The organism is Pedobacter sp. MR22-3, from assembly GCF_026240075.1.
Lineage (GTDB): Bacteria > Bacteroidota > Bacteroidia > Sphingobacteriales > Sphingobacteriaceae > Pedobacter.
The window spans coordinates 277019-296617 of the sequence record NZ_JAPIVF010000008.1; the positions used below are offsets into that span (position 1 = coordinate 277019).

The 19599-nt window shown below is 39.6% G+C and carries 17 protein-coding genes; 4 read left to right on the forward strand and 13 right to left on the reverse strand.

Annotated features, from left to right (window positions below):
* Positions 1-153: 153 nt before the first annotated feature.
* The 11 genes from OQ267_RS20535 to OQ267_RS20585 form a co-directional block, all read right to left on the reverse strand.
* Entirely contained in the window at positions 154-720 is a 567-nt protein-coding gene (locus OQ267_RS20535; RefSeq protein WP_265837812.1) for a WcaF family extracellular polysaccharide biosynthesis acetyltransferase, read from the reverse strand.
* A gap of 6 nt (positions 721-726) precedes the next feature.
* Positions 727-1962: a glycosyltransferase gene (locus tag OQ267_RS20540; protein WP_265837814.1), complete on the reverse strand. Its 1236-nt coding sequence runs from the start codon at positions 1960-1962 to the stop codon at positions 727-729.
* A 20-nt stretch (positions 1963-1982) separates the two neighbouring features.
* Positions 1983-2996, reverse strand: coding sequence for a glycosyltransferase (locus tag OQ267_RS20545; protein WP_265837815.1), 1014 nt, complete (start codon positions 2994-2996; stop codon positions 1983-1985).
* A gap of 9 nt (positions 2997-3005) precedes the next feature.
* Positions 3006-4193, reverse strand: coding sequence for a glycosyltransferase (locus OQ267_RS20550; protein ID WP_265837817.1), 1188 nt, complete (start codon positions 4191-4193; stop codon positions 3006-3008).
* 20 nt (positions 4194-4213) lie between these two features.
* Positions 4214-4765, reverse strand: a complete 552-nt coding sequence (locus OQ267_RS20555) for a hypothetical protein (protein ID WP_265837819.1) — start codon at positions 4763-4765, stop codon at positions 4214-4216.
* A gap of 12 nt (positions 4766-4777) precedes the next feature.
* Positions 4778-5824 (reverse strand): CgeB family protein, encoded by a 1047-nt coding sequence (locus OQ267_RS20560; RefSeq protein ID WP_265837821.1) that lies wholly within the window; start codon positions 5822-5824, stop codon positions 4778-4780.
* A 157-nt stretch (positions 5825-5981) separates the two neighbouring features.
* A complete protein-coding gene (locus OQ267_RS20565; RefSeq protein ID WP_265837822.1) occupies positions 5982-7031 on the reverse strand; it encodes a CgeB family protein in 1050 nt (349 codons plus the stop codon).
* Positions 7032-7077: 46 nt separating this feature from the next.
* The gene (locus OQ267_RS20570; protein WP_088302401.1) at positions 7078-8718 is read right to left on the reverse strand and encodes a hypothetical protein; all 1641 of its coding nucleotides are present in this window, start codon (positions 8716-8718) and stop codon (positions 7078-7080) included.
* An 8-nt stretch (positions 8719-8726) separates the two neighbouring features.
* Positions 8727-10250, reverse strand: a complete 1524-nt coding sequence (locus OQ267_RS20575) for a lipopolysaccharide biosynthesis protein (protein WP_265837823.1) — start codon at positions 10248-10250, stop codon at positions 8727-8729.
* Positions 10251-10287: 37 nt separating this feature from the next.
* Positions 10288-12648 carry a GumC family protein gene (locus OQ267_RS20580; protein ID WP_265837825.1) on the reverse strand — a complete coding sequence of 787 codons (2361 nt, stop codon included), beginning with the start codon at positions 12646-12648 and terminating at the stop codon, positions 10288-10290.
* 3 nt (positions 12649-12651) lie between these two features.
* Positions 12652-13386 (reverse strand): polysaccharide biosynthesis/export family protein, encoded by a 735-nt coding sequence (locus tag OQ267_RS20585; RefSeq protein WP_088302396.1) that lies wholly within the window; start codon positions 13384-13386, stop codon positions 12652-12654.
* A 409-nt stretch (positions 13387-13795) separates the two neighbouring features.
* On the opposite strand from OQ267_RS20585, the gene OQ267_RS20590 reads away from it, so the two are divergent.
* The gene (locus tag OQ267_RS20590; RefSeq protein WP_265837827.1) at positions 13796-14353 is read left to right on the forward strand and encodes a UpxY family transcription antiterminator; all 558 of its coding nucleotides are present in this window, start codon (positions 13796-13798) and stop codon (positions 14351-14353) included.
* A 32-nt stretch (positions 14354-14385) separates the two neighbouring features.
* Positions 14386-14784 carry a helix-turn-helix domain-containing protein gene (locus OQ267_RS20595; RefSeq protein ID WP_088302393.1) on the forward strand — a complete coding sequence of 133 codons (399 nt, stop codon included), beginning with the start codon at positions 14386-14388 and terminating at the stop codon, positions 14782-14784.
* On the opposite strand, the gene OQ267_RS20600 is transcribed toward OQ267_RS20595, so the two are convergent.
* Positions 14750-15028 carry a hypothetical protein gene (locus OQ267_RS20600; protein WP_088302391.1) on the reverse strand — a complete coding sequence of 93 codons (279 nt, stop codon included), beginning with the start codon at positions 15026-15028 and terminating at the stop codon, positions 14750-14752. The genes OQ267_RS20595 and OQ267_RS20600 overlap by 35 nt on opposite strands.
* A 400-nt stretch (positions 15029-15428) precedes the next feature.
* Here OQ267_RS20600 and rluF point away from each other — a divergent pair, with 400 nt between their 5' ends.
* Both rluF and rlmN read left to right on the forward strand, forming a co-directional pair.
* Entirely contained in the window at positions 15429-16409 is a 981-nt protein-coding gene (rluF, locus tag OQ267_RS20605; protein ID WP_265837829.1) for a 23S rRNA pseudouridine(2604) synthase RluF, read from the forward strand.
* A gap of 88 nt (positions 16410-16497) precedes the next feature.
* Entirely contained in the window at positions 16498-17544 is a 1047-nt protein-coding gene (gene rlmN / locus OQ267_RS20610; protein WP_265837830.1) for a 23S rRNA (adenine(2503)-C(2))-methyltransferase RlmN, read from the forward strand.
* Here rlmN and OQ267_RS20615 read toward each other — a convergent pair.
* A complete protein-coding gene (locus OQ267_RS20615; protein ID WP_265837832.1) occupies positions 17541-18860 on the reverse strand; it encodes a leucine-rich repeat-containing protein kinase family protein in 1320 nt (439 codons plus the stop codon). The two genes, rlmN and OQ267_RS20615, sit on opposite strands and share 4 nt — an antisense overlap.
* Positions 18861-19599 lie beyond the last annotated feature (739 nt).

Here is a 19599-nt window from a genome sequence, read left to right on the forward strand (position 1 = left end):
CAATCCAGCATCAGGCATCATAACATGCTTAAGGCTAATGAATGCAACAAGGTTTAATGGGTATCATCAACTTTGCTAACATCAATATTATTGATGGCATAGCTGAATGACAGGTGGTTAGCTGAATTATTTTTCTGGCAAAAACCAGTTATATTAGTTTGTGATTTTTCTATCACGGAGATAAACGGCTGGATTACCTGAATATATTTTTCTGGGTTCCAGGTTTTTGGTGGCTACCGAATTTACGGTAAGGATAGCATGTGATAAACAGGTGATGCCCGGGCACACAACCGATTTTGCACCTATCCAAACGCCATCCGCTAAGGTGATAGCACCCAGGCGATACGGAAAATCCATCTTACTGTAATCATGATTTCCCGTAAGCAACATCGCTCCCTGAGAAATACAGACGTTATTACCAAGTGTTACTTTATCCAGGTTATCAATCCAAACAGATTCGCCAAGCCAGCAGTTATCTCCAATGACTAACTTCTGTGGGTTTTTGATAATCACCCTGGGCTTAATAATTAAGCCTGTTCCAATACGGGCTCCAAATAATCGAAGTAACCATGATTTAAACATATTAGGCCAGGGAATACTGCTGTTAAAGATGAAGTAATTGATGGGATACCAAAGTATAATTTTCCATTTGGTGCCAGCATTATAATCTCCGATCTCAAATTTCGAAAGATCACTGGCGATTAAGGTTGATGTTTCCATGATTGCTTAGTTCGGATTAGAAATTGCATCTACAAACCGGGTGGTGGCCGGCGTAGTAGAAAAGTTTTTGGTAAAAGAATAAAAAGCATTTTTCGACATCATTTTCTTTGTTTTATAAGAGCTCTGCCCCCATGATTCCAATAGCTTACGGGTACCATCAATGGTATTGTTAAACACATAACAGCCACCATCTTCATTAATTTCACGCCAGATATTGACCTGATTGGAAATTAAAACCGGCTTGGCACACCCTAAAGCTTCCACTACGGCGATTCCGAAATTTTCCTGGTGGCTGGGCAGGATAAAAGCTTCACAGCCATAAAAAGCCCCCCATTTAGAAAGCCCTGAAAGCATGCCTGTAAAAATGACCGATTTTCTAAGCAAGTGATTACTGTTAACCTGGTTTTGAATCTTCTTTCCAAATTCACTTTCCAGATCCGGCCCCGCGATAACTAGTTTTGGTAACAGGCCCGCAAGCCCTGAACGGGGATTTTCCTCAACAGATTCTACAATCGATTGATATGCATCCAATAATAAATCAACTCCCTTTTTTTCATTTATCCTGCTGAGAAAAAGAAGGTAGGGGGCATGATCCAAATGAGGGCACCGGCTTTCAAACTCCACCTTCATTTCCTCTACATATGCCGGCGGATGCTCCACCCCTAAACCGGTGATATAAGTTTTCTTTGGTTGATAAGGTTTAAAGGGCAGCTTTGCCAGGGCCGCCTCTTCCTCGCAGGTAAATAAAATACCATCGGCAAGGTTAATGAGTTTATGTTCAATAAATTTCCAGTAAAATACATTTCTTAAGGCTTTCAGTTTTCTGCCCGCAGCCCGCTGGAAATAAGGATCAAGCATGCCGTGGGGCATCACAAAAACCTTCGGAATTTTCTCTTCTTTTTTTGAGGATAAGGCTTTGATTGCTTTCTGTAGCGAAAAACCCATATACGTCCAAAGTCCGTGAACAATTACCTTATCGAAATAAGATAAATTGGTTACAAACCATGAGGTAAGCCTTTTATTATATCTCCAGGGTCCTGTTCCACGCCCTAAGGCATGTACCGTAAACTGATCCGCTTTAAAAAAAAATGATTCTGCATTATCTAAACTCACTACTTCACTGTAAATGTTACGGGTAGCTAAACCCGAAATAATTGTTCTTACGGCCTGACATACCCCCCCCTCTTTAGGGTCCATAGATGATACGATATGAAGAATCTTTTGCACTGGCTCCTGGCTCATTAGTATTATAAATTTATATTTTAGGTTAAATTGGCTTTAACCAGTTCATTGATTTGGTTTATCGCCTGCTGATGGTGGAAATGCTGATGAACCATTTGATAATTTTTTTCTACAATCGTGCTGTATTCTTCCGGATAATCAAGGATATGCCTGATTTGTTCAACAGGTTTTTCCCAGTCTACTTCAATCACCGGGTTATAATCAAACAACCGGGTAATCTCTTTCGGAGCTGCGCCGATGATAACACATTTTGAAGCCATGGCCTGTAAATAGCGAATCGTTAGCGTAGATACTTCTCCGGCCAGTGCCGGATGGGTAACACAACGTGGAAAACAGATGCAGATTTTCGAATCAGCAAGACCTGCTGTAAAATCTGCAGTGGTTGGAAACTGAAGTTTCTTCTTTAAGCCGTGAACAGCAACATCATGTGTTGCAGACCGCTCCTGATACTGGTAATTGATGTGATGTTCATGACATCCATCTACAATTACTTCATGATACTGTTGCCAGGAACGTCCAAAAGAAAGTACATGAATGGATCTTTCTGACCATTCTTTATGCTGATAGGCGTGTACATCAATGGTCTCCGGCACCCAGTGAACCTTGCAGTTGCCCAGATTCAGTTTTTGAAAGTGTGCGGTGGCCTGGTAAGAGGAAAGTAATAAAAGATCAATCTTACTCTTATTAACCAGCTGTTCCACACGATCAAAATCAGGTGCCCAAACATCATAGGTCCACAGCACCCTCAAATCGCTATCGGTCCCAAAGTATGGGAATGTTTTGGCAGTAAGGTAATGGTAATACGGAAGGCCCAGTGAAAGCACCGCTCCTTTTATTTTTACGCGCCTTAAAATGGGTTTTAATAGTGCCTGAATACCCGAAAAAAACCGCAGTGAAAATGAACGCGGGTTAAAAAGTACCGGACCTTGTTTAATTGTCCAGCCGCTATTGTGCTGGCAATAATCTTCAAACGCGATTAAATGTGAAATATCCGGACTTGATTTTGGAATTTGTGATCTGATTAAGGTAACCATAACAATAATTTAAGCAGGTTCTAATGTATTTAACCTGACAATGCGATCATAAACCTGTTCAAAGTCATCCATTGCCTTTTCTTTATTAAACCGCTTGGCATTTTCTAAAGATCTTAACACCACCGCTTCCTGATTTGGCATATTTAAAACTTCTTCCACCACCAATGCTGCATCAGTAGCCCATTGGCGTGGATTTTCTTCATCCCTTAGGGGAATTAAAAAACCAGCATCACTCACCACCTCCGTCATCGGTGCTTCATTACTGGTAATCACCGGGCATCCACAAGCCATGGCTTCTGCACTTGGCCAGCCAAAGCCTTCAGCAAATGACGGAAAAAGAAATAGCGATGCACCCGCATAAATCTGGCTGACCACTTCATCCGTTTGACCAATAAGGAAATGGATATCGTGGCGGTATGATGAATCTTTCTGACATTTCGCAATAAAATCATCAGGAGGTGGCCCCACCAATAACAAGGGCATTCTTTTTTTGGTTATTGATCGCCAGGCATTGTAAATTTCAATTACCCCTTTTCTGTTTTTATACCAGTGGTTACCGCCCACGTGAAGGATATAACCATTACTGAGGTTAACACCCAGCGCCGGCGATAAAGATGCTCTCACTTTCACTTTATCCAGTGGTTTGTAAAATGCTTCCAATCCATTATAGATCATGTAAGTATTCATTTTTGCTGCGGGTAAAAGCTTCTTTAAGTCAGTATCCGTTTTGTAAGAACTGGTAATGAAGTTTTTTCCTTTTTTAAAGCCATCACGAATAAATTTCTGATACATTCTACCGGTCAGTCCTACTTCCTGCCCCTTAATTTCGCCCAGGGCAGACCACTGTGCCAGAAAATCATGGCAATGCATCACATGGTTTCTATTTTGAACCAGTGGCATCCAGGGGCCCTGCGCCTGATCGGTAAAAACAAAAATGGTTTCCCGACTAACTTTCTTGAGCCGCTTTTTTACCTGAATCGGGAATAATACATATTGATCGATATAACCCATCCATTTTCTCATTTTAGCAGGAAAAGGCAGATCAAAGCAGGTAGAGCCTGGTGTCCATACACTTACTTCATGTGATTTATCCCTCATACCATCAACGAGCATGTTCGTAAAACGTGGCATACTCGAGAACGCGGGCCTTTTCTCTGATCCGAAGAAATCAGGATTTGAAAAAAATATTATTTGCATATAATTAATTTAAGGAAGACTTAGATGACCGCACTGGCTAAGGCGCAATCAAATTTTCTTCTTTTTGAAGCAAGTGCCGCAATATGACCGGAAAGTGCCAGGGCAGATGGCTGATCTATAACCTTTAAACGATCTTTGATATGGAGGTTAATTTTATCAGCAATTTTACTTTTTGTAATGACTGAGCAACCTGCAGATAGTGCAGATCTTACGGCATTTAAACCAGGTTCATTATCTTCAGCAACAATAAGTACGTCAATCGCTGCATAATGCGCTGATAAATCCTCTTGTCCATCCAGACCAGCATGATGAAATGGCACTCCATATTTTGTGTATGACTTAAAGTCGAGATCTTTAAACAGATTATCTTCCTCTCCGTGATCAATTCCATACAGGTGAATTCTTGACCGGATACGGTCGGGCAGTTCTGCCAGCATAGCAAGAATCATGTTCAGTAATGCTGGTTTTAAGCAATAGCTATTGATTGCAATGACCATTGCCGCAGCATCTATCCGGGCTTCAAACCGTTTGCGGTGTCGCCTTTGCCTTTGTTTATCCCTTTCATTGAGCATATCATTGAGCAGTTAATTCGTATTTGATAATCCTTTTTCAAGGATGTGTTTACAGATATCTTCGTTCCCTAATTTAAGGTGGCGTACTTTCTTCATTCCGGCGTTCTTAATATTTATCAGTTCGTTTCCTGCCAGCAGCTTTTTACAAATGGAAGCACATTCATAGGCGTCATTCCAAAAAACAGCTTCTATACCATCCACGTAAAGTTTTGTATGGTCGCTGGTGCGTTCGGCACAAAGTAAACCTCCCGCATAAGGTACTTCCATAGATCGGGTGGTATGTAAATCCCGGTTTCCTTTAGAGAGCAGACCTAAACACATCTTCGCCCCTTGTATGGCTGCGATATAATCTTTACCACCCAGGTTTGGTCCCCGGTAATAGGGTTTCAGCAATTTAAAATACCGACTCTTTGGCCATCGATCGCCCCAAATGGAAACAGAAATCCCGGCATCAATTAAAACCTTTATAAATTCATCCCGGTTTTCATTGCGCATCCAGGTACCAATAAATGCAACATCAGATTTAAATCCCGCAGGGATCTCATCTTTATGCAGGTAGGGGGCATGTGCCACTTCATCATAACCCATCATTACTTTGATTACCTTTTTGGCACCAAGGGCTTTAAATTCTTCGGCAGCCTGGCCTCTTACCACCGCAATAACATCATATAATTTCACTGCACTAAGCAAACGATCAAATCGATGTCCGTCTCTTTTTCCTGTCGGATCATCAATGCTGTACAGTATCACCGGACAATTAAATTGCTTCAGAATCTGAAGACATTTCCTGCCAAAAAATTCACCATTATCTACCCAAATTACATCAGGCTTGATGCCGGAATGTAAAATCTCTTTTAATTTACGCTGAACCGAAGGCTGAACGAGGCGATAACCACTCCGGAAATTAATAGCCTTCATAATTGAAGACTTAAAAAATTCCGGAAAATGTTCTGCTGCATGGTAATGTATTACCTGATGCCCTATTCTTTCTAAAGCCTTTGCACGGTGGTAAGCGGTAGAGAAATTCCAGTTATCACCGAAATATAATATGTTAAGCATGACATGATTCAAAATAAGTTTGAAAAATCATTAACCTTCAAATGGTTTTAACCATCAACTTTTAAATGTTTATCATCAGGAATGTGAAGTTTTGCCATCTCTTCCATGTGACGGATACTTTGAGATCATTAAAAGCAGCGAACTGCAAAGACAGAAATTAAATCGCGATGGACAATCCTTTTTCAAGGATCTGTTTACAGATATCTTCGTTCCCTAATTTAAGGTGACGTACTTTCTTCATTCCGGCGTTCTTAATATTCATCAGTTCGTTTCCTGCCAGCAGCTTTATACAAATGGAAGCACATTCATAGGCATCATTCCAAAAAACAGCTTCCGTACCATCATCGTAAAGATCGGTATGTTCGCTGGTGCGTTCGGCACAAAGTAAACCTCCCGCATAAGGTACTTCCATAGATCGGGTGGTATGTAAATCCCGGTTTCCTTTAGAGAGCAGACCCAAACATATCTTTGCACCTTGTATGGCTGCGATATAATCTTTACCACCCAGGTTTGGTCCCCGGTAATAAGGTTTCAGCAGTTCAAAATGCGGGCTCTTTGGCCATCTATCGCCCCAAATTGAAACAGAAATCCCGGCATCAATTAAAACCTTTATGAATTCATCCCGGTTTTCATTGCGCATCCAGGTGCCAATAAATGCTACATCTGATTTAAAATTCAATGGTATTTCAGCTATATCCTCATAAGGCGCATGTGCCATTTCATCATAGCTTCTCATTACCCTCAGCACTTGTTTAGCACCAAGTGATTTGCATTCTTCTTCCGTTTCTTTTCTCACGACAGCAATTAAATCGTATAATTTTATCGCCGATAAGAAACTATCAAACCGTCGCCCATCTCTTTTTCCCGTAGGATCATCAATGCTGTAAAGGATGATTGGGCAATTAAACTTTTTCAAAATCAGAAGGCATTTCTTTCCGAAAAATTCACCGTTATCTACCCAAACCACATCTGGTTTGATGCCCGATTGAACAATTTTTTCCAGATCCCGCTGCACATGCCCCTGCAATAAACGGTAGCCACTCCGAAAATTGATGGCACTCATTACGGCAGATTTAAAATACCCTGGTAAGGTTTCTTCCGGATTATGATAGCCAATGATATGATGACCAAGTCTTTCTAATGCCTTAGCACGATGAAATGCGGTAGAAAAATGGCGGTGATCACCGAAATATAAAATATTAAGCATTCCCTGTGGTTAAATTTGAGGATGATTGAGGATAAAATCAGGCTGTTTATTTGCTGGATTTAACGAATAAACCAGAAAATTTAAACAGGATAAAATATAGAAACAGGCTTTGGATATATCCCCTGATTAAAAAAGTAAATGGCCCGGCAACACTTTCTGTGGGCAGGTACTGAAAAATAGAAGTCAATGCCAGTAAACCACAGACACTAAATATAATATTGTGTTCCACCTGGCCGTGAAGCCTGTATTTTAAAGTCCCTTTGATGATAAATTTATCAAACAGCATAAATACCGGGATCATCACTACCCCCAGAATAACCAGGTACCAATATCCAAATGCTGCCATGCCCGTGCCTGACATATTTCCTAACCGGTAACCACCAAAGGTTGAATTACCTGCACCGGCCAGATTATAAATGTAATCGCCAAATGATTGGGCATATAAACTTTCTTTATCAATTTCGGGTTTAATTACCCGAAGTACAGGATCAGGAAGCGCACCCCATACGTAATTGATGGTGTGTGATCGCATCTGCGGGTTATTTTCACCCACTTTTTCTGCCTGCACCAGGCTGGCATCGCTGTACTTGATCGTGGCGAAACGAGAGGCAAATGCATTGTCGAGGTAACGTTCATCCCAGTCGCTTTCCAGCTGTCTGTCTTCTAAACGGCGCAAAGCAATGGCCCGATCATCTTTCATCGCCACCCAGGTTTTCTCAATCAGTTCCTTTTTACTGATGTCTGAACGTTCAGCGCGAACAAGCAACATGGCTGTTCCTAAATTTCCAAGCGGGCCGTTAACAAACCAGATTCCAAAAATCGCCAGAACAACTATTTTATAATTCACTTTAGGAATGCGGAAAATACCAATGAGCAAGCCTAAAAAGTAAGCGAAACCAATAGATGCGAAACCGATCATGAACACACCACGGCTATTCCTCGCAATACTCACGATGAACAGCATAACCGTAAAGCCAACCAAAAGATAAATGGTAGATTTTTTAACCTTTCCCACGCCACCAAACAAGCCTTTAAAAGGAATAAAGTAAGGTGCATAGGCAAAGGGAAAGAGTGCCTGAATGGCTTTCCCGGAAGCATCACCACTGATTTCTGTAGCTAAAGACTGATTAAAAACCAATACATAAATATTGGCCAGAAAACCAATTAATCCCATAATCCACAATTGTAAATTCTGTGGGGTTTCAAAAAAACCAAGTCGCTTTAAAATAGAAGATTCCCGATCTCTTTGCAAAGGCAACCAGCGGTAAATATAATGTGCGATGAACAGTACAATTAATACCAGGCTCGCATGAAAAAAAACATCCTGCGGTTTTTCTAAATTATAAACCACGGGTTTAAATTCCAGTGAAGTAAACAGCAAAGGGAAATAAAACTGTGTGGAAGCAAAGCCGATGACAATAAATAACGATAACGGATATTTCCTGATCATATCATCCGTAATGATAAACTCTGTTACGATTAACCACACAATCGCAATATTCGCGATGGCAATAATGTTATCAGTGGTCCAGAAGAAATAACACTGAAAAAACAAGGCAATAAGCAGGATTACCCTCGAATAAAATTTGGCCTGCCCCAAAAATGTAGAGCCCACCATCACTTTAACCAAGGGTATGGTTTTCCTGTTTGAATAGGATTTATCTTTTTGATATGCCGGAATATTCATGATATGGTTTAGTTTTTATGTCCGAAAACATTTAAAATGGCTTTCGCCTTGATGAGCGCTAATTGTGGTAAGGTTAACCAGTACCGATAAAGGTTAAAGGCCAATAGCAATAAAGCTATGGTGAGAATTAAATGTTCATCATTTGGTAAAATGATCATCAATACAACCCCAATACTGGTAAATGCTACCGATAATAGGGCTACATTAAAACCCTGATGAGGCCATTCCAAACCAGCATTGATTAACCACTTCTCTGCAATTTTTGTAAAAGCCACTGATGCCGCAATTTCTGACAGCAGCAAAGCCATACCAGCACCTTTAATGCCCAATACCGGAACCAGGATTAAGATTCCGACTACAGCAATAACTGCACTCATTATAGAAATCATCAGTTGTGGTTTCAATAAATTATTGCCTTTCACCACAGCAATACTGGGTTGGGATAATGCATAAACCAGTACTCCTATTGAAAGCAAGGCAAATAACCAGGGATCAAAACTCAGCTTGCCCCTTGTCCAGGTGTTGTAAATTAGTGGGATAAAAGTTTGAACCACAAGTAAACACGGCGCAATGATGGCGATGGTCACTAACCACAATGTACTAAATGCCACTTCTGTTTTTTCCTGATCGCGTTTATGCAAAAAATTCATGAGCTCAGGCATCAGTGGATTAATAATCGTTCTTAAACCTTGCAATGCTACATTAGATCCGGTTCTGATGGTCGAAAATACCGCAATACCAGTAGCACCCATAATGGGCGACATGATTAGTCTTGCGCCCTGCTGACGAACATTTTCCAAAAATCCGGTTATGGAAAGATTGGTAGATTTCCGAAAACTGGTCCATCCCAATGCAACAGATGGCCTGATCACTTTTACATGGTGTTTCTTCAACAGCCTCAGCATATCAAACCAAACAGGAAGATCAAAAGCCACTTTGGCAATGGCCATGACCATTCCCGCGGTTAAGAGATTAGCGCCAAAAACAACTGAAATGGCTGGTGATAGCAACAAAACGGTATTGGTAAGTACACTCCACCATGCCATCCGGGGGTAATAGCCGAAAGTAGCCATGATCCGGTTTAATAAACCACCAACCGTGTTGCAAAGCAGCCAGATGATCGACTGAATCAACAGGATATAAAAAGCCTGTATGGCCTTTGCCCTTAATGCCGATCCGAGATCTTTAAAAATCATAGGCAGAATATCCAGCCAGTAAATCAGCAAGACCACAATGATTTGAATCAGGCCTAAAATAATGGCCACCATCATACCCGAAGAAAGTAATTTACTTATCTTCTTTGGCACCCGGCTGCCCAGCTTCAAAAACTCATAGGCCATATACTCCTGAAAACCAAGATCGAAGGCACTGAGTAAGCTTGAAAAAGACAACACCGCAAGCCATAACCCATAGGTAGATGCATCCCAGTAACTTAAATATAAGGGCACCAGTAATATTTGCGCCAGCATAGCCACTGCGATTTGTACCCAGGACGCGATGGTTCCGGAAAGAATTCTTTTTGAAGCGGACATGAAATAGCTTATAATTAAAGTGGAATGGATATAAAGATTAGAATCTTAAGGCAAGATCTGTAAAGGCACCTGAAACCAGATTTTTATTGCTTTTCTCGCTATAGTAACCATAATCCAATGCATAACCATATCTGCTATCCATGTAAATGCCGTTAAAAACGATAAACATATTTTTGACTTTCTCTTCCTGGTACAGTTTCTCAATAAAACTGAGTTCTGATTTGGCCGTGTGATTATGCCTCACCATATACAAACATACATCTGCAAACTGCGACAGAATTAATCCATCGGTTACCAGGTGCATAGGCGGCGAATCGATGATGATATGATCATATTCTGCGCTCAACTGCGAAATTAAATCAGCCATCCGGCCACCCTCTAACAATTCAGACGGATGCAACGGAATTGGTCCTGCTCCTATAATAGATAGATTCTCATTAAAAACGGAAGGCTCAATAATGGCATTCAAAGCGGCTTTACCTTCCAAAAAGCTGCTCAAGCCAAGAGATGAATTTTTAGCCCTGAATATTTTTGCAATCCGTGGCTTTCGAAGGTCCAATTCAAGAATAATGGTTTTCTTACCAGTGGCCGCTAATGACAAGGCAAAATTGCTGGCGACAAAACTTTTTCCCTCACCGGCAACGCTCGAACCAAACAGAATAACCTGGTTACTGGAAGCACTGGTTTGTTGTAAAATATTGGTTCGCAGGTTCCTGATCTGCTCCGTAATGGCAAAAGCCCCTTTCTTCAACATCACCAGTTCATTCTTACCGCTTTCATGAATCAATTCAGCAATAACAGGTACCGATGTACCCAACTGAATATCATTCACCGTTAAAATTCTATTCCTCAGGTTTTTTCTGAAAGACAATAAGCCCACCGGAAAAATCATGCCGAGCAAGATGGCTATGGTTAAAGGTCCCTTTTTCTTCGATTCAGGTTTTCCGGCATAGGCATTTTCTACAATCCGTGCATCCTTAAGGGTTGATGCATAACTCAGCGCCACCTCTTCTCTTTTTTGCAAAAGATAAATATAAAGCCCTTGTTTAATATCCATTTGGCGTTTGAAACTCACATACTGTCGCTCCTGCACCGGAATATCTTTAATTGAACTTTCAAAACCGGAGCTAATCTTCCGCAATTCGCGATTGGTCGATACAAGTGAGGATTTGATATTACTAATTGAACTTTTTATTGCCGCTTTGGTACTTTTAATCTGAGAGTTAAGCGGATAAAATATCGGGTTACTTTCAGGAGCAGTAGCCAATAACTGGTCTTTCTCCAATAGTAAGGCACTTAATTTCCCTACCAGGGCCACCAATCCCGGATCTTCTATCCCAATCGTTGCCGGTGGGCTCGAAGCATTCTTTTCAGAATTTACATAACGCTCAATGCCATTGATAATATTCAACTGAACGCTTACGGCACCAAGTTTTCCGTCATTTGATTGGGCATTATCTAAGTAATACTGACTTTTAGCAGAAATATCAGTTAAGCCTACGCTACTTTTATAACCTTCAACCGTTTTCTCTGCCTGTGATAATTCGCCACGTAAAGATGCCAGCCGGTCATCGATGAACTTTAAAGTAGTAAGCGTTTCCTTATTCTTATTTTGAATATTAGAGCTTTTGTATACACTAATTAAGGTGTTTAATGTCCTGATTCCCCTCAATGGTACCTGATCTTCGATATTAAGCTCAACCATAGGAGCTGTTTTATTGAAGCTGGTTGATATTTTTTCCTGATAGGCGGTAACCGCTGTTTCCAACGGCACAACATCTACCTTAACGGTTTCACCCTGATAATTTTTTAACTTATCAGTGGCCAGTAAAGTAAAATTCCCGAAACTTGTTTTTACAGGTTCGCCAAAACGACCAGTGATTTCTTCCTCATTATGCATGATCTTAAACTGCTTCCCATCAATAATTTCAACCTCAAAATTCTGTGTGAATAAAGCTGTTTTAGGCTTAATCAATTGCAAACGGAATGGTGAAGAAGTATAAATATCAACTGTTTTAAGGCTTTGCTTAATGCTGTAATTTACCCAAAGCTGCAAAGAGTCGACTACATTTCTGATTAAAGGACGTGATTTAATAATTTCAACCTCACTTTCCACCAGTTTACTGCCTGTAGAGAGAGAAAGTTGTTCCATAGCGGCTTCCTTTACATTCGTTTCCTTATTCTTATTGTCGTTAATCGAAATTTTAGCTTTTACATTATAAACCGAATTGGTTGAGCTGATGTAAACAAATGCCAGTACGATAGCAACGATTAAACTTAAGATAACCAATGGCCAGTGATAAAGTAAGTTGTTTACCACACCTGATATTTTATTTTGCCTTACCTCCGCCTGCTCTACAAATGGAGTGTAAATAAATTGTTCATTGTTATTTTTCATGGCTTATCTTAATGAATTCGAAAGAACGATTGCAACGATAGACAGTGCCGAAAGTACCAGACTAACTGTCCGGTAACCTCCGTCTACTGATGCATATTTGGTTTTGTCTGGTTGTACATAAAGAACATCGTTATTCTTTAGATAATAATATGGAGAGGTAAAAAGCTTTGCCGAAGTAATATCTATCGGAATAAATTCTCTTTTACCATCAACTTCTCTGATGAGCAGAATATTTTTTCTTTTAGCCGTGATGTTTAAATCACCTGCCATTGTTAAAGCTTCCGTAACGGTTACGCGCTCGCTCACAATCTTATATACATCCGGTTTTAAAACATCTCCCATTACGGATACTTTAAAGTTGAGCATTCTTACTGTTACAGCAGGTTCCCTTAAATAGGTTTTCAATCTTTCCTGTATCTGATCTGCCAGCACACCCGTGGTTAAACCTGCTGCAGGAATTTTACCAATGAGCGGCAATTTGATTTCACCATGTTGATCTACCAGATAACCCGAAACCCTCGCGCTGGAATCGCTGTAGGCCTTTGGATTCAGGCTGCTAACGGTAATTCCCAGGATATCAGATTTTTGAATAGTCAGCGGACTAAAGTTTTTAATGTCTTCCGAACTTTGCTTATTCTTGTCCAGATCCTGGAAGTAAGGTACATTTTTGTAAGCATTACATGCCGAAAGCAATAGCATAGCCGTTATGGCATAAAGCAATAAAATTTTGTTTTTCATAATATAGTAAATTACACTGGGGGGTATAGCTTCGCCATTTCACTTACAGTGATCCTTTTCGACGAAATTGAATGCAGAGAAATTGGTGAATCGCATTCAAAAAGCTTCTGCGAAAGTAAGGTGTATTTAATCCCTTAAAAACTTTTTTGATGGGATGGTTAGCAGAACGTGGTGTTTTGGGAACATTACACGATCATAATTATGCACAAAAGAGAAATTGTGTTTACTTATGGAAACCTTTGCTGTGCAAAACCATCAATAAACCATCATTTAAACATAAAAAGAGTATAAACAACTAATTATCAAACTAATGAGTTTACATAAGTTCACATTATGATATACATATGTAATCTTTATACGACATTAACCACAGATTTTCGGTTATTTTACATTGTCATCCTTAATAATTATGAATTTAGCAACCATCTCACTTCACCAGGTGAGAAAAAGAAAATGGAAAGTGGTATACACACGATCCAATTATGAGAAAAAAGCACATGATTTACTTAATCAGTGCGGATTGCACAGTTTCTGCCCTGTGATAACCATCAGAAGCAAATGGGCAGATCGATTTAAGCTTATTGAAAAGCCACTTTTCCCTTCTTACTTATTTGTTTATGTCAATCCTGCAGAAGAGCAAAAGGTACTCGCCATACAAGGCATTCTAAATTATGTGAATTTTGGCGGTAAGCCGGCCATCATGCCGGATGAAGATATCACCAGGATTAATGATATCCTTTCCACCTATCAGGATATAGCAACGATTAGCAGCAGGCAATTGGCTGTTGGAGACCAGGTGATCATCAATAAAGGTTTTAAGGCTGGTGCCCGGGCAGAGATTCTGGAAGTGGAAGAAAGAACAGTATTATTAATACTCAACCAGCTTGATTGTGCCCTGGTGGCAAAGGTTCGCGTTGATATCTCCAATATCATTCCCACAGCTAAAACAATTTCAACCCATCTTTAAATCGAACACTAAATCCCAGTTTATTACGTAATATGGAACTTCATCACGGCCAGACAGTAGAAAGAATTATCAGAAGAAATGGATATAGCATTGCAGAATTAGCCAGAATTATTAAAGTTAACCGCCGATCTGTATACAATTGGTTTAATCAAAGACACCTGAAACCCGAGATCATTTTTCGAATAGGATCTGTTCTAAATCATGATTTCTCTTCAGAATTTCCTTCTTTATTTGTTAAAGGTGAAACAATAGGCAAAACCACCTTTCATTATACCGAATCTGCAGAAAATGCGCCCGGTTTAGAAGATGCGAACTGGAAAGATAAATACATTGATCTGCTGGAGAAATATAACGAACTTTTACAATTATGCATTAAGAATAAAGGGATGATACTGTTTATTCTGCCGCTGCAATGCTTACTATATTTTTAAGAAAAAACCCAAGTTCTTTCAGCAGCTTGATTTGAGGCCTGATTTCACCTATAGGCGTATTGGCATCAGCGCAGTTAATTAACCGCTCTGAAATGGAATCCAGTACCACTTCAAAGTTTTCTTTTTCTACAGACATAAAGTCTTCACAATGATTTAAGAAACTCACGTATTCTTCTGCATTGAAAGCGTATGTAATTTCTTTTACCTTAAATAAGGGTGATGTAACAGGTACTTCAGCGGGCATAGAATTTTAAATTATGGATTGATGTAATTAATATGCTTAGAGTTTTGTAATGAAATACGTTCGACAACTTAAGTTACGCTTTTTCATTATATCATACTCCGAACCAATGAAAATGAATAGTTTGAATGCTCGTATTTAATTCATATCTGATTAAATGAATGAATCTGATTACCGTAATTGATTGATCAAAAATAAAACAATTATCCGTATTTATAGTCCACATTGTTGGATTCTTTTATACGAATAAATGCCATAATGTGTGAAAATTTGAGCATCTTATCTTAATCTTTTTTTAGCAAAGCCTTTAATTCCTGTAAACCCTGATGTTAGAGCGTAATGTTTTGATGTTACATGGAACAGATATGGTTTAGAAAAGGGATTATTTCCGTAAAATTGCAGTATGAATAATAACCCTGCCACCCGATTAAATAAATTCATCAGCGAAAGCGGATTATGTTCCCGCCGGGAGGCAGATCGCTTTATCGAAAAAGGTAATGTGTTTATCAATGGTAAAAGGGCTAAAATAGGCGATCAGGTTTTGGCCGGAGACAGGGTCATGGTGAACGGACATCATATCGAACCTAAAGAAGAAAGCAGCTTTATTCTTCTGGCCTTCAATAAACCAACCGGAGTGACCAGCACCACCGAATCAAATGTCCGCGATAACATCGTGGATTACATTAACCACAGTGAACGTATTTTCCCCATTGGCCGTTTAGATAAAGATTCATCGGGATTAATTTTCTTAACCAATAATGGCGACCTGGTGAATAAAATCCTGAGGGCAGGTAACAAACATGAAAAAGAATATGTTGTTACCGTTAATAAACCCATTACCGATGATTTCATCTTTGAAATGAGTAATGGTGTACCCATTCTGGGCGTCAATACCCGCAAGTGTAAGGTGAGGCAGGTGAGCACTTTCGTTTTCAATATTACATTGATTCAGGGTTTGAACAGGCAGATCAGGAGAATGTGTGAACACTTCGGATATGAAGTGACAAAATTAGAACGGACGCGGATTATGAACATTAATCTTAAGGGCATCCCAACAGGGGAATTCAGGGAATTAACGGAAGAGGAAATGGCCGGAATCATGAAAAGCGTTGAGAAATCATCTTCCGAAGCAAGCCCGAAAGTAAAAAGCTCTGCAAAGAAAAAGAACAATACCTGGGACGAAATTCCGGAGTTAAAGGAAGAAGTGAAAAAAAATCACAAACCTAAACATTCCGCTACGGCTAAACCAACAACTAAAAAGCATACCGGTTCATCTTCAGCTAAAAGCAAAACCACCGGCAAAAGCACCTCTGCCAATAGAAATGCCAAACCGGCAAAAGGTAAGCCTGCAGGAAAATCAAATGGCAGATCAAGAGGAAGATAGCCTGCTAATTGTAAAATTCTGAATCACAACAATTTGCTTTCTGCTTTCGCCTTTCAGCTTAAGTGCTTTTTAAGTACCTTTGCAGCAAATGGTAACAGCAAAAAAGATAGATATCCGCTCACTTGATTTAGCACAATTGCAACAGCACTTAACGGCTATGCAGCAACCTGCCTTTAGGGCAAAGCAGATTTATCAATGGCTATGGGAGAAATCGGCAATTAACTTTGATGAAATGAGCAATCTTTCTAAAGATTTGCGAAAAACCCTTGACGAAAATTTTGCCATTAATGCGGTCCAGGTTAACAACTCCCAGTTCAGTAATGATCATACCATTAAAAATACTTTCCGTTTAGCCGATGGCAATATTGTAGAGGGCGTTTTAATTCCATTAGAAGACCGCATGACAGCCTGTGTAAGTTCACAGGTGGGATGCAGTTTAACCTGTAAATTCTGTGCCACAGGTTATATGGACCGGAAAAGAAATTTAAATGCAGATGAAATTTACGATCAGGTTGTGCTGATTGATAAACAAGCCAAGCAAAATTACAATAACCCCTTAACTAATATTGTATATATGGGCATGGGCGAACCATTGTTAAACTATGCTAATGTATTAAAATCTATCGAACGCATTACTGCGCCCGATGGTTTGAATATGAGTTACAAGCGCATTACAGTTTCTACTGCCGGCATTGCCAAAATGATTAAAAAATTAGGCGATGACGGTGTTAAATTTAACCTGGCACTTTCCCTCCATGCGGCAGATGATAAAAAGCGAAATGAGATCATGCCCATTAACGAAGCGAACTCATTAAAGTCACTCGCGGAGGCATTAAAATATTATTTTGCAAAAACCAAAAACCCGGTTACCTACGAATACATTGTTTTCAATCATTTTAATGATGAAATTACTGATGCTATGGATTTAGCCAAATTTTGCAAGCACATTCCTTGTAAGGTAAACCTGATTGAATACAACCCTATTTCCTTCGCTGATTTTACCAATGCAGAAGGCGATAAAATTGATGCCTTTGCCAGTTATCTAAAATCACAAGGAATTACCACTAACATTCGCCGGAGCCGCGGAAAAGATATTGATGCCGCCTGCGGTCAGTTAGCAGTGAAAGAAAGTTAAATTAAATTTTGCCTTTTTATTTCAACTAAAACAGACTCAATCTGTTCAAAACCAGGTCTACGGCCCACATCTGTCAAATGGCAAGATTTTTCTAATGCACGCAATGCAGAATAAAAAGTATCTTGCTCTACTGATGCATATAATGATAATAGATCGTCAACTAAATGTCCAAAAGCACTTACTTCTATTCGCTCCATTGCATGTGAGAAATCCGAGTGATTCCGCTCATACCGGGTTGCAGCACCAAAGTCACCGAATAAGGTTTTTCCATCCGCATCAATCAACATGTTGTGCGCATATAAATCACCATGCATAATCCCTTTTTGATGCAGATGATTAGCCACTGAAGATATAGCGGTTAGAATGTTCATGATTTGCCCGGCAGAAAGTCGCTTATCCGAATCAAATACATCCCTGCTACAGGTATTTAGTGATGGCGGATTTCCAAGATTTGTATAATGTTGCGGGATAAGCTCCATGACCAATCCAGTTTTTGATTCAGACGAATCATTAGTTTGACCAATGATTTTCACTAACGCCTCATGGTCACCGGCTTCAATGCTGGAATGCATTTCATCTTCCGGATAACCATCGCTGGTAACATCGCCCTTAAATACTTTTACGGCTACATCCTGGAGCATTCCATCGCTTGATGCACGGTAAATGGTTCCAGATGCACCTTCCCCGAGTTTGTCCTGAATTTTTAAGCTATCATAGGCAATAAATGTTGCTCCCGTCCCGGATATGGATGGTCTGCAGCATGGATTTCCAGAAAAAGCCAACCATGATAATGCTGATAAATTAAATAGCCAGGCCGGTAAATATTCGATATTATTGGCCGAAAGTCTCAAAAGTGCGAGTGCTTTGCAATGCTGTAATTCGTCAGGTAATTCCATTAATCTATTGCCTGCAAGCATCAGCTTCTCCAGCCGATAACAATTTCCAATACTGGCAGGTAGTGCAGCTATCCTGTTATTGGTTAAAATTAACCACCGTAAATGGCTACCAATTGCAAGATCAGGAATATGTTCAATACAGTTTGCTTTAAAGCCAACAATGTCAAGTAATGGACAATCGGCAAGTACTTCCGGATAAATGGTAAATGCATTATTGGAACAAAAGAAAACTTTCAATTTCTGAAGTTTCCCAAAATCGGGAGGTAATTCTGACAAACGGTTAGCAGATAGGTCTAGATATTCAAGTGTATCGGCCAGATCTAATATTTCGATCGGGAAGGTTTCCAGATCTGCTGAAAGTTTTAACGAAGTACAACCATTCAGTTCACCACGTTTCAATTGCACTAATGTTTGCACCATATTAATGTTTTCACAAAGATAAATTTATAGTGTAATATCACATAATGATAATCCCATAGGTTTACTCTATTGAGTGTAATTGATGATAATTTACCATTCAGTTACGAATACATTAAGGTTACATTAGTGTTCTTAGCATCATGTATAAAAGATTCATAAATCAATTTCAACAATTCTTATAAAGCCTGAATCAAATTCAGAAGGAAGGCTCTTAAGATAGATCGTTTTTCAGACTTCAAATGCTGCTACACAACGTTTCATCACCCTAAATCCGCGAAATCTCTGAAATCTGCTGGAAACAATTATAGATGAGTCCTATTTTGTTGTTCGTCGATCATTATTCATTAGTAGTCTTAAAAAGATCCCGAATTTCAACGACACAACGTTTCATCACCTTAAATCCGCGAAATCCCTGAAATCTGCGGGAACCATTATAGATGGGTGCTATTTTCCTTGTTCGTCGATCGTTATTGGTTAGTACCCTTAAAAAAAGATCCTGAATTTCAACGACACAACGTTTCATCACCCTAAATCTGCGAAATCCCTGAAATCTGCGGGAAACAATTATAGATGGATTCTAATCTCCTTGTTCTTCTATCGTTATGGATTAGTAGCCTTAAAAAAATCCAGAATCATGTTCAGCAAGAAGAACGGGTGGAATATTCAAACAACAATTCAGCCTTTGCTCTTTGCTCCTTGCTTTTTAAACATTATAAATCAAGAAACCCCTGCAGTTGTA

Bases quoted from the DNA above. Each gene is read 5' to 3' on its own strand.
- OQ267_RS20590 (WP_265837827.1), top strand. From the start codon at position 13,796: ATGAATTTAGCAACCATCTCACTTCACCAGGTGAGAAAAAGAAAATGG.
- OQ267_RS20585 (WP_088302396.1), bottom strand. From the start codon at position 13,386: ATGAAAAACAAAATTTTATTGCTTTATGCCATAACGGCTATGCTATTG.
- OQ267_RS20550 (WP_265837817.1), bottom strand. From the start codon at position 4,193: ATGCAAATAATATTTTTTTCAAATCCTGATTTCTTCGGATCAGAGAAA.
- OQ267_RS20560 (WP_265837821.1), bottom strand. From the start codon at position 5,824: ATGCTTAACATATTATATTTCGGTGATAACTGGAATTTCTCTACCGCT.
- rlmN (WP_265837830.1), top strand. From the start codon at position 16,498: ATGGTAACAGCAAAAAAGATAGATATCCGCTCACTTGATTTAGCACAA.
- OQ267_RS20555 (WP_265837819.1), bottom strand. From the start codon at position 4,765: ATGCTCAATGAAAGGGATAAACAAAGGCAAAGGCGACACCGCAAACGG.
- OQ267_RS20600 (WP_088302391.1), bottom strand. From the start codon at position 15,028: ATGCCCGCTGAAGTACCTGTTACATCACCCTTATTTAAGGTAAAAGAA.
- OQ267_RS20615 (WP_265837832.1), bottom strand. From the start codon at position 18,860: ATGGTGCAAACATTAGTGCAATTGAAACGTGGTGAACTGAATGGTTGT.
- rluF (WP_265837829.1), top strand. From the start codon at position 15,429: ATGAATAATAACCCTGCCACCCGATTAAATAAATTCATCAGCGAAAGC.
- OQ267_RS20535 (WP_265837812.1), bottom strand. From the start codon at position 720: ATGGAAACATCAACCTTAATCGCCAGTGATCTTTCGAAATTTGAGATC.
- OQ267_RS20570 (WP_088302401.1), bottom strand. From the start codon at position 8,718: ATGAATATTCCGGCATATCAAAAAGATAAATCCTATTCAAACAGGAAA.
- OQ267_RS20540 (WP_265837814.1), bottom strand. From the start codon at position 1,962: ATGAGCCAGGAGCCAGTGCAAAAGATTCTTCATATCGTATCATCTATG.
- OQ267_RS20595 (WP_088302393.1), top strand. From the start codon at position 14,386: ATGGAACTTCATCACGGCCAGACAGTAGAAAGAATTATCAGAAGAAAT.
- OQ267_RS20575 (WP_265837823.1), bottom strand. From the start codon at position 10,250: ATGTCCGCTTCAAAAAGAATTCTTTCCGGAACCATCGCGTCCTGGGTA.
- OQ267_RS20565 (WP_265837822.1), bottom strand. From the start codon at position 7,031: ATGCTTAATATTTTATATTTCGGTGATCACCGCCATTTTTCTACCGCA.
- OQ267_RS20580 (WP_265837825.1), bottom strand. From the start codon at position 12,648: ATGAAAAATAACAATGAACAATTTATTTACACTCCATTTGTAGAGCAG.
- OQ267_RS20545 (WP_265837815.1), bottom strand. From the start codon at position 2,996: ATGGTTACCTTAATCAGATCACAAATTCCAAAATCAAGTCCGGATATT.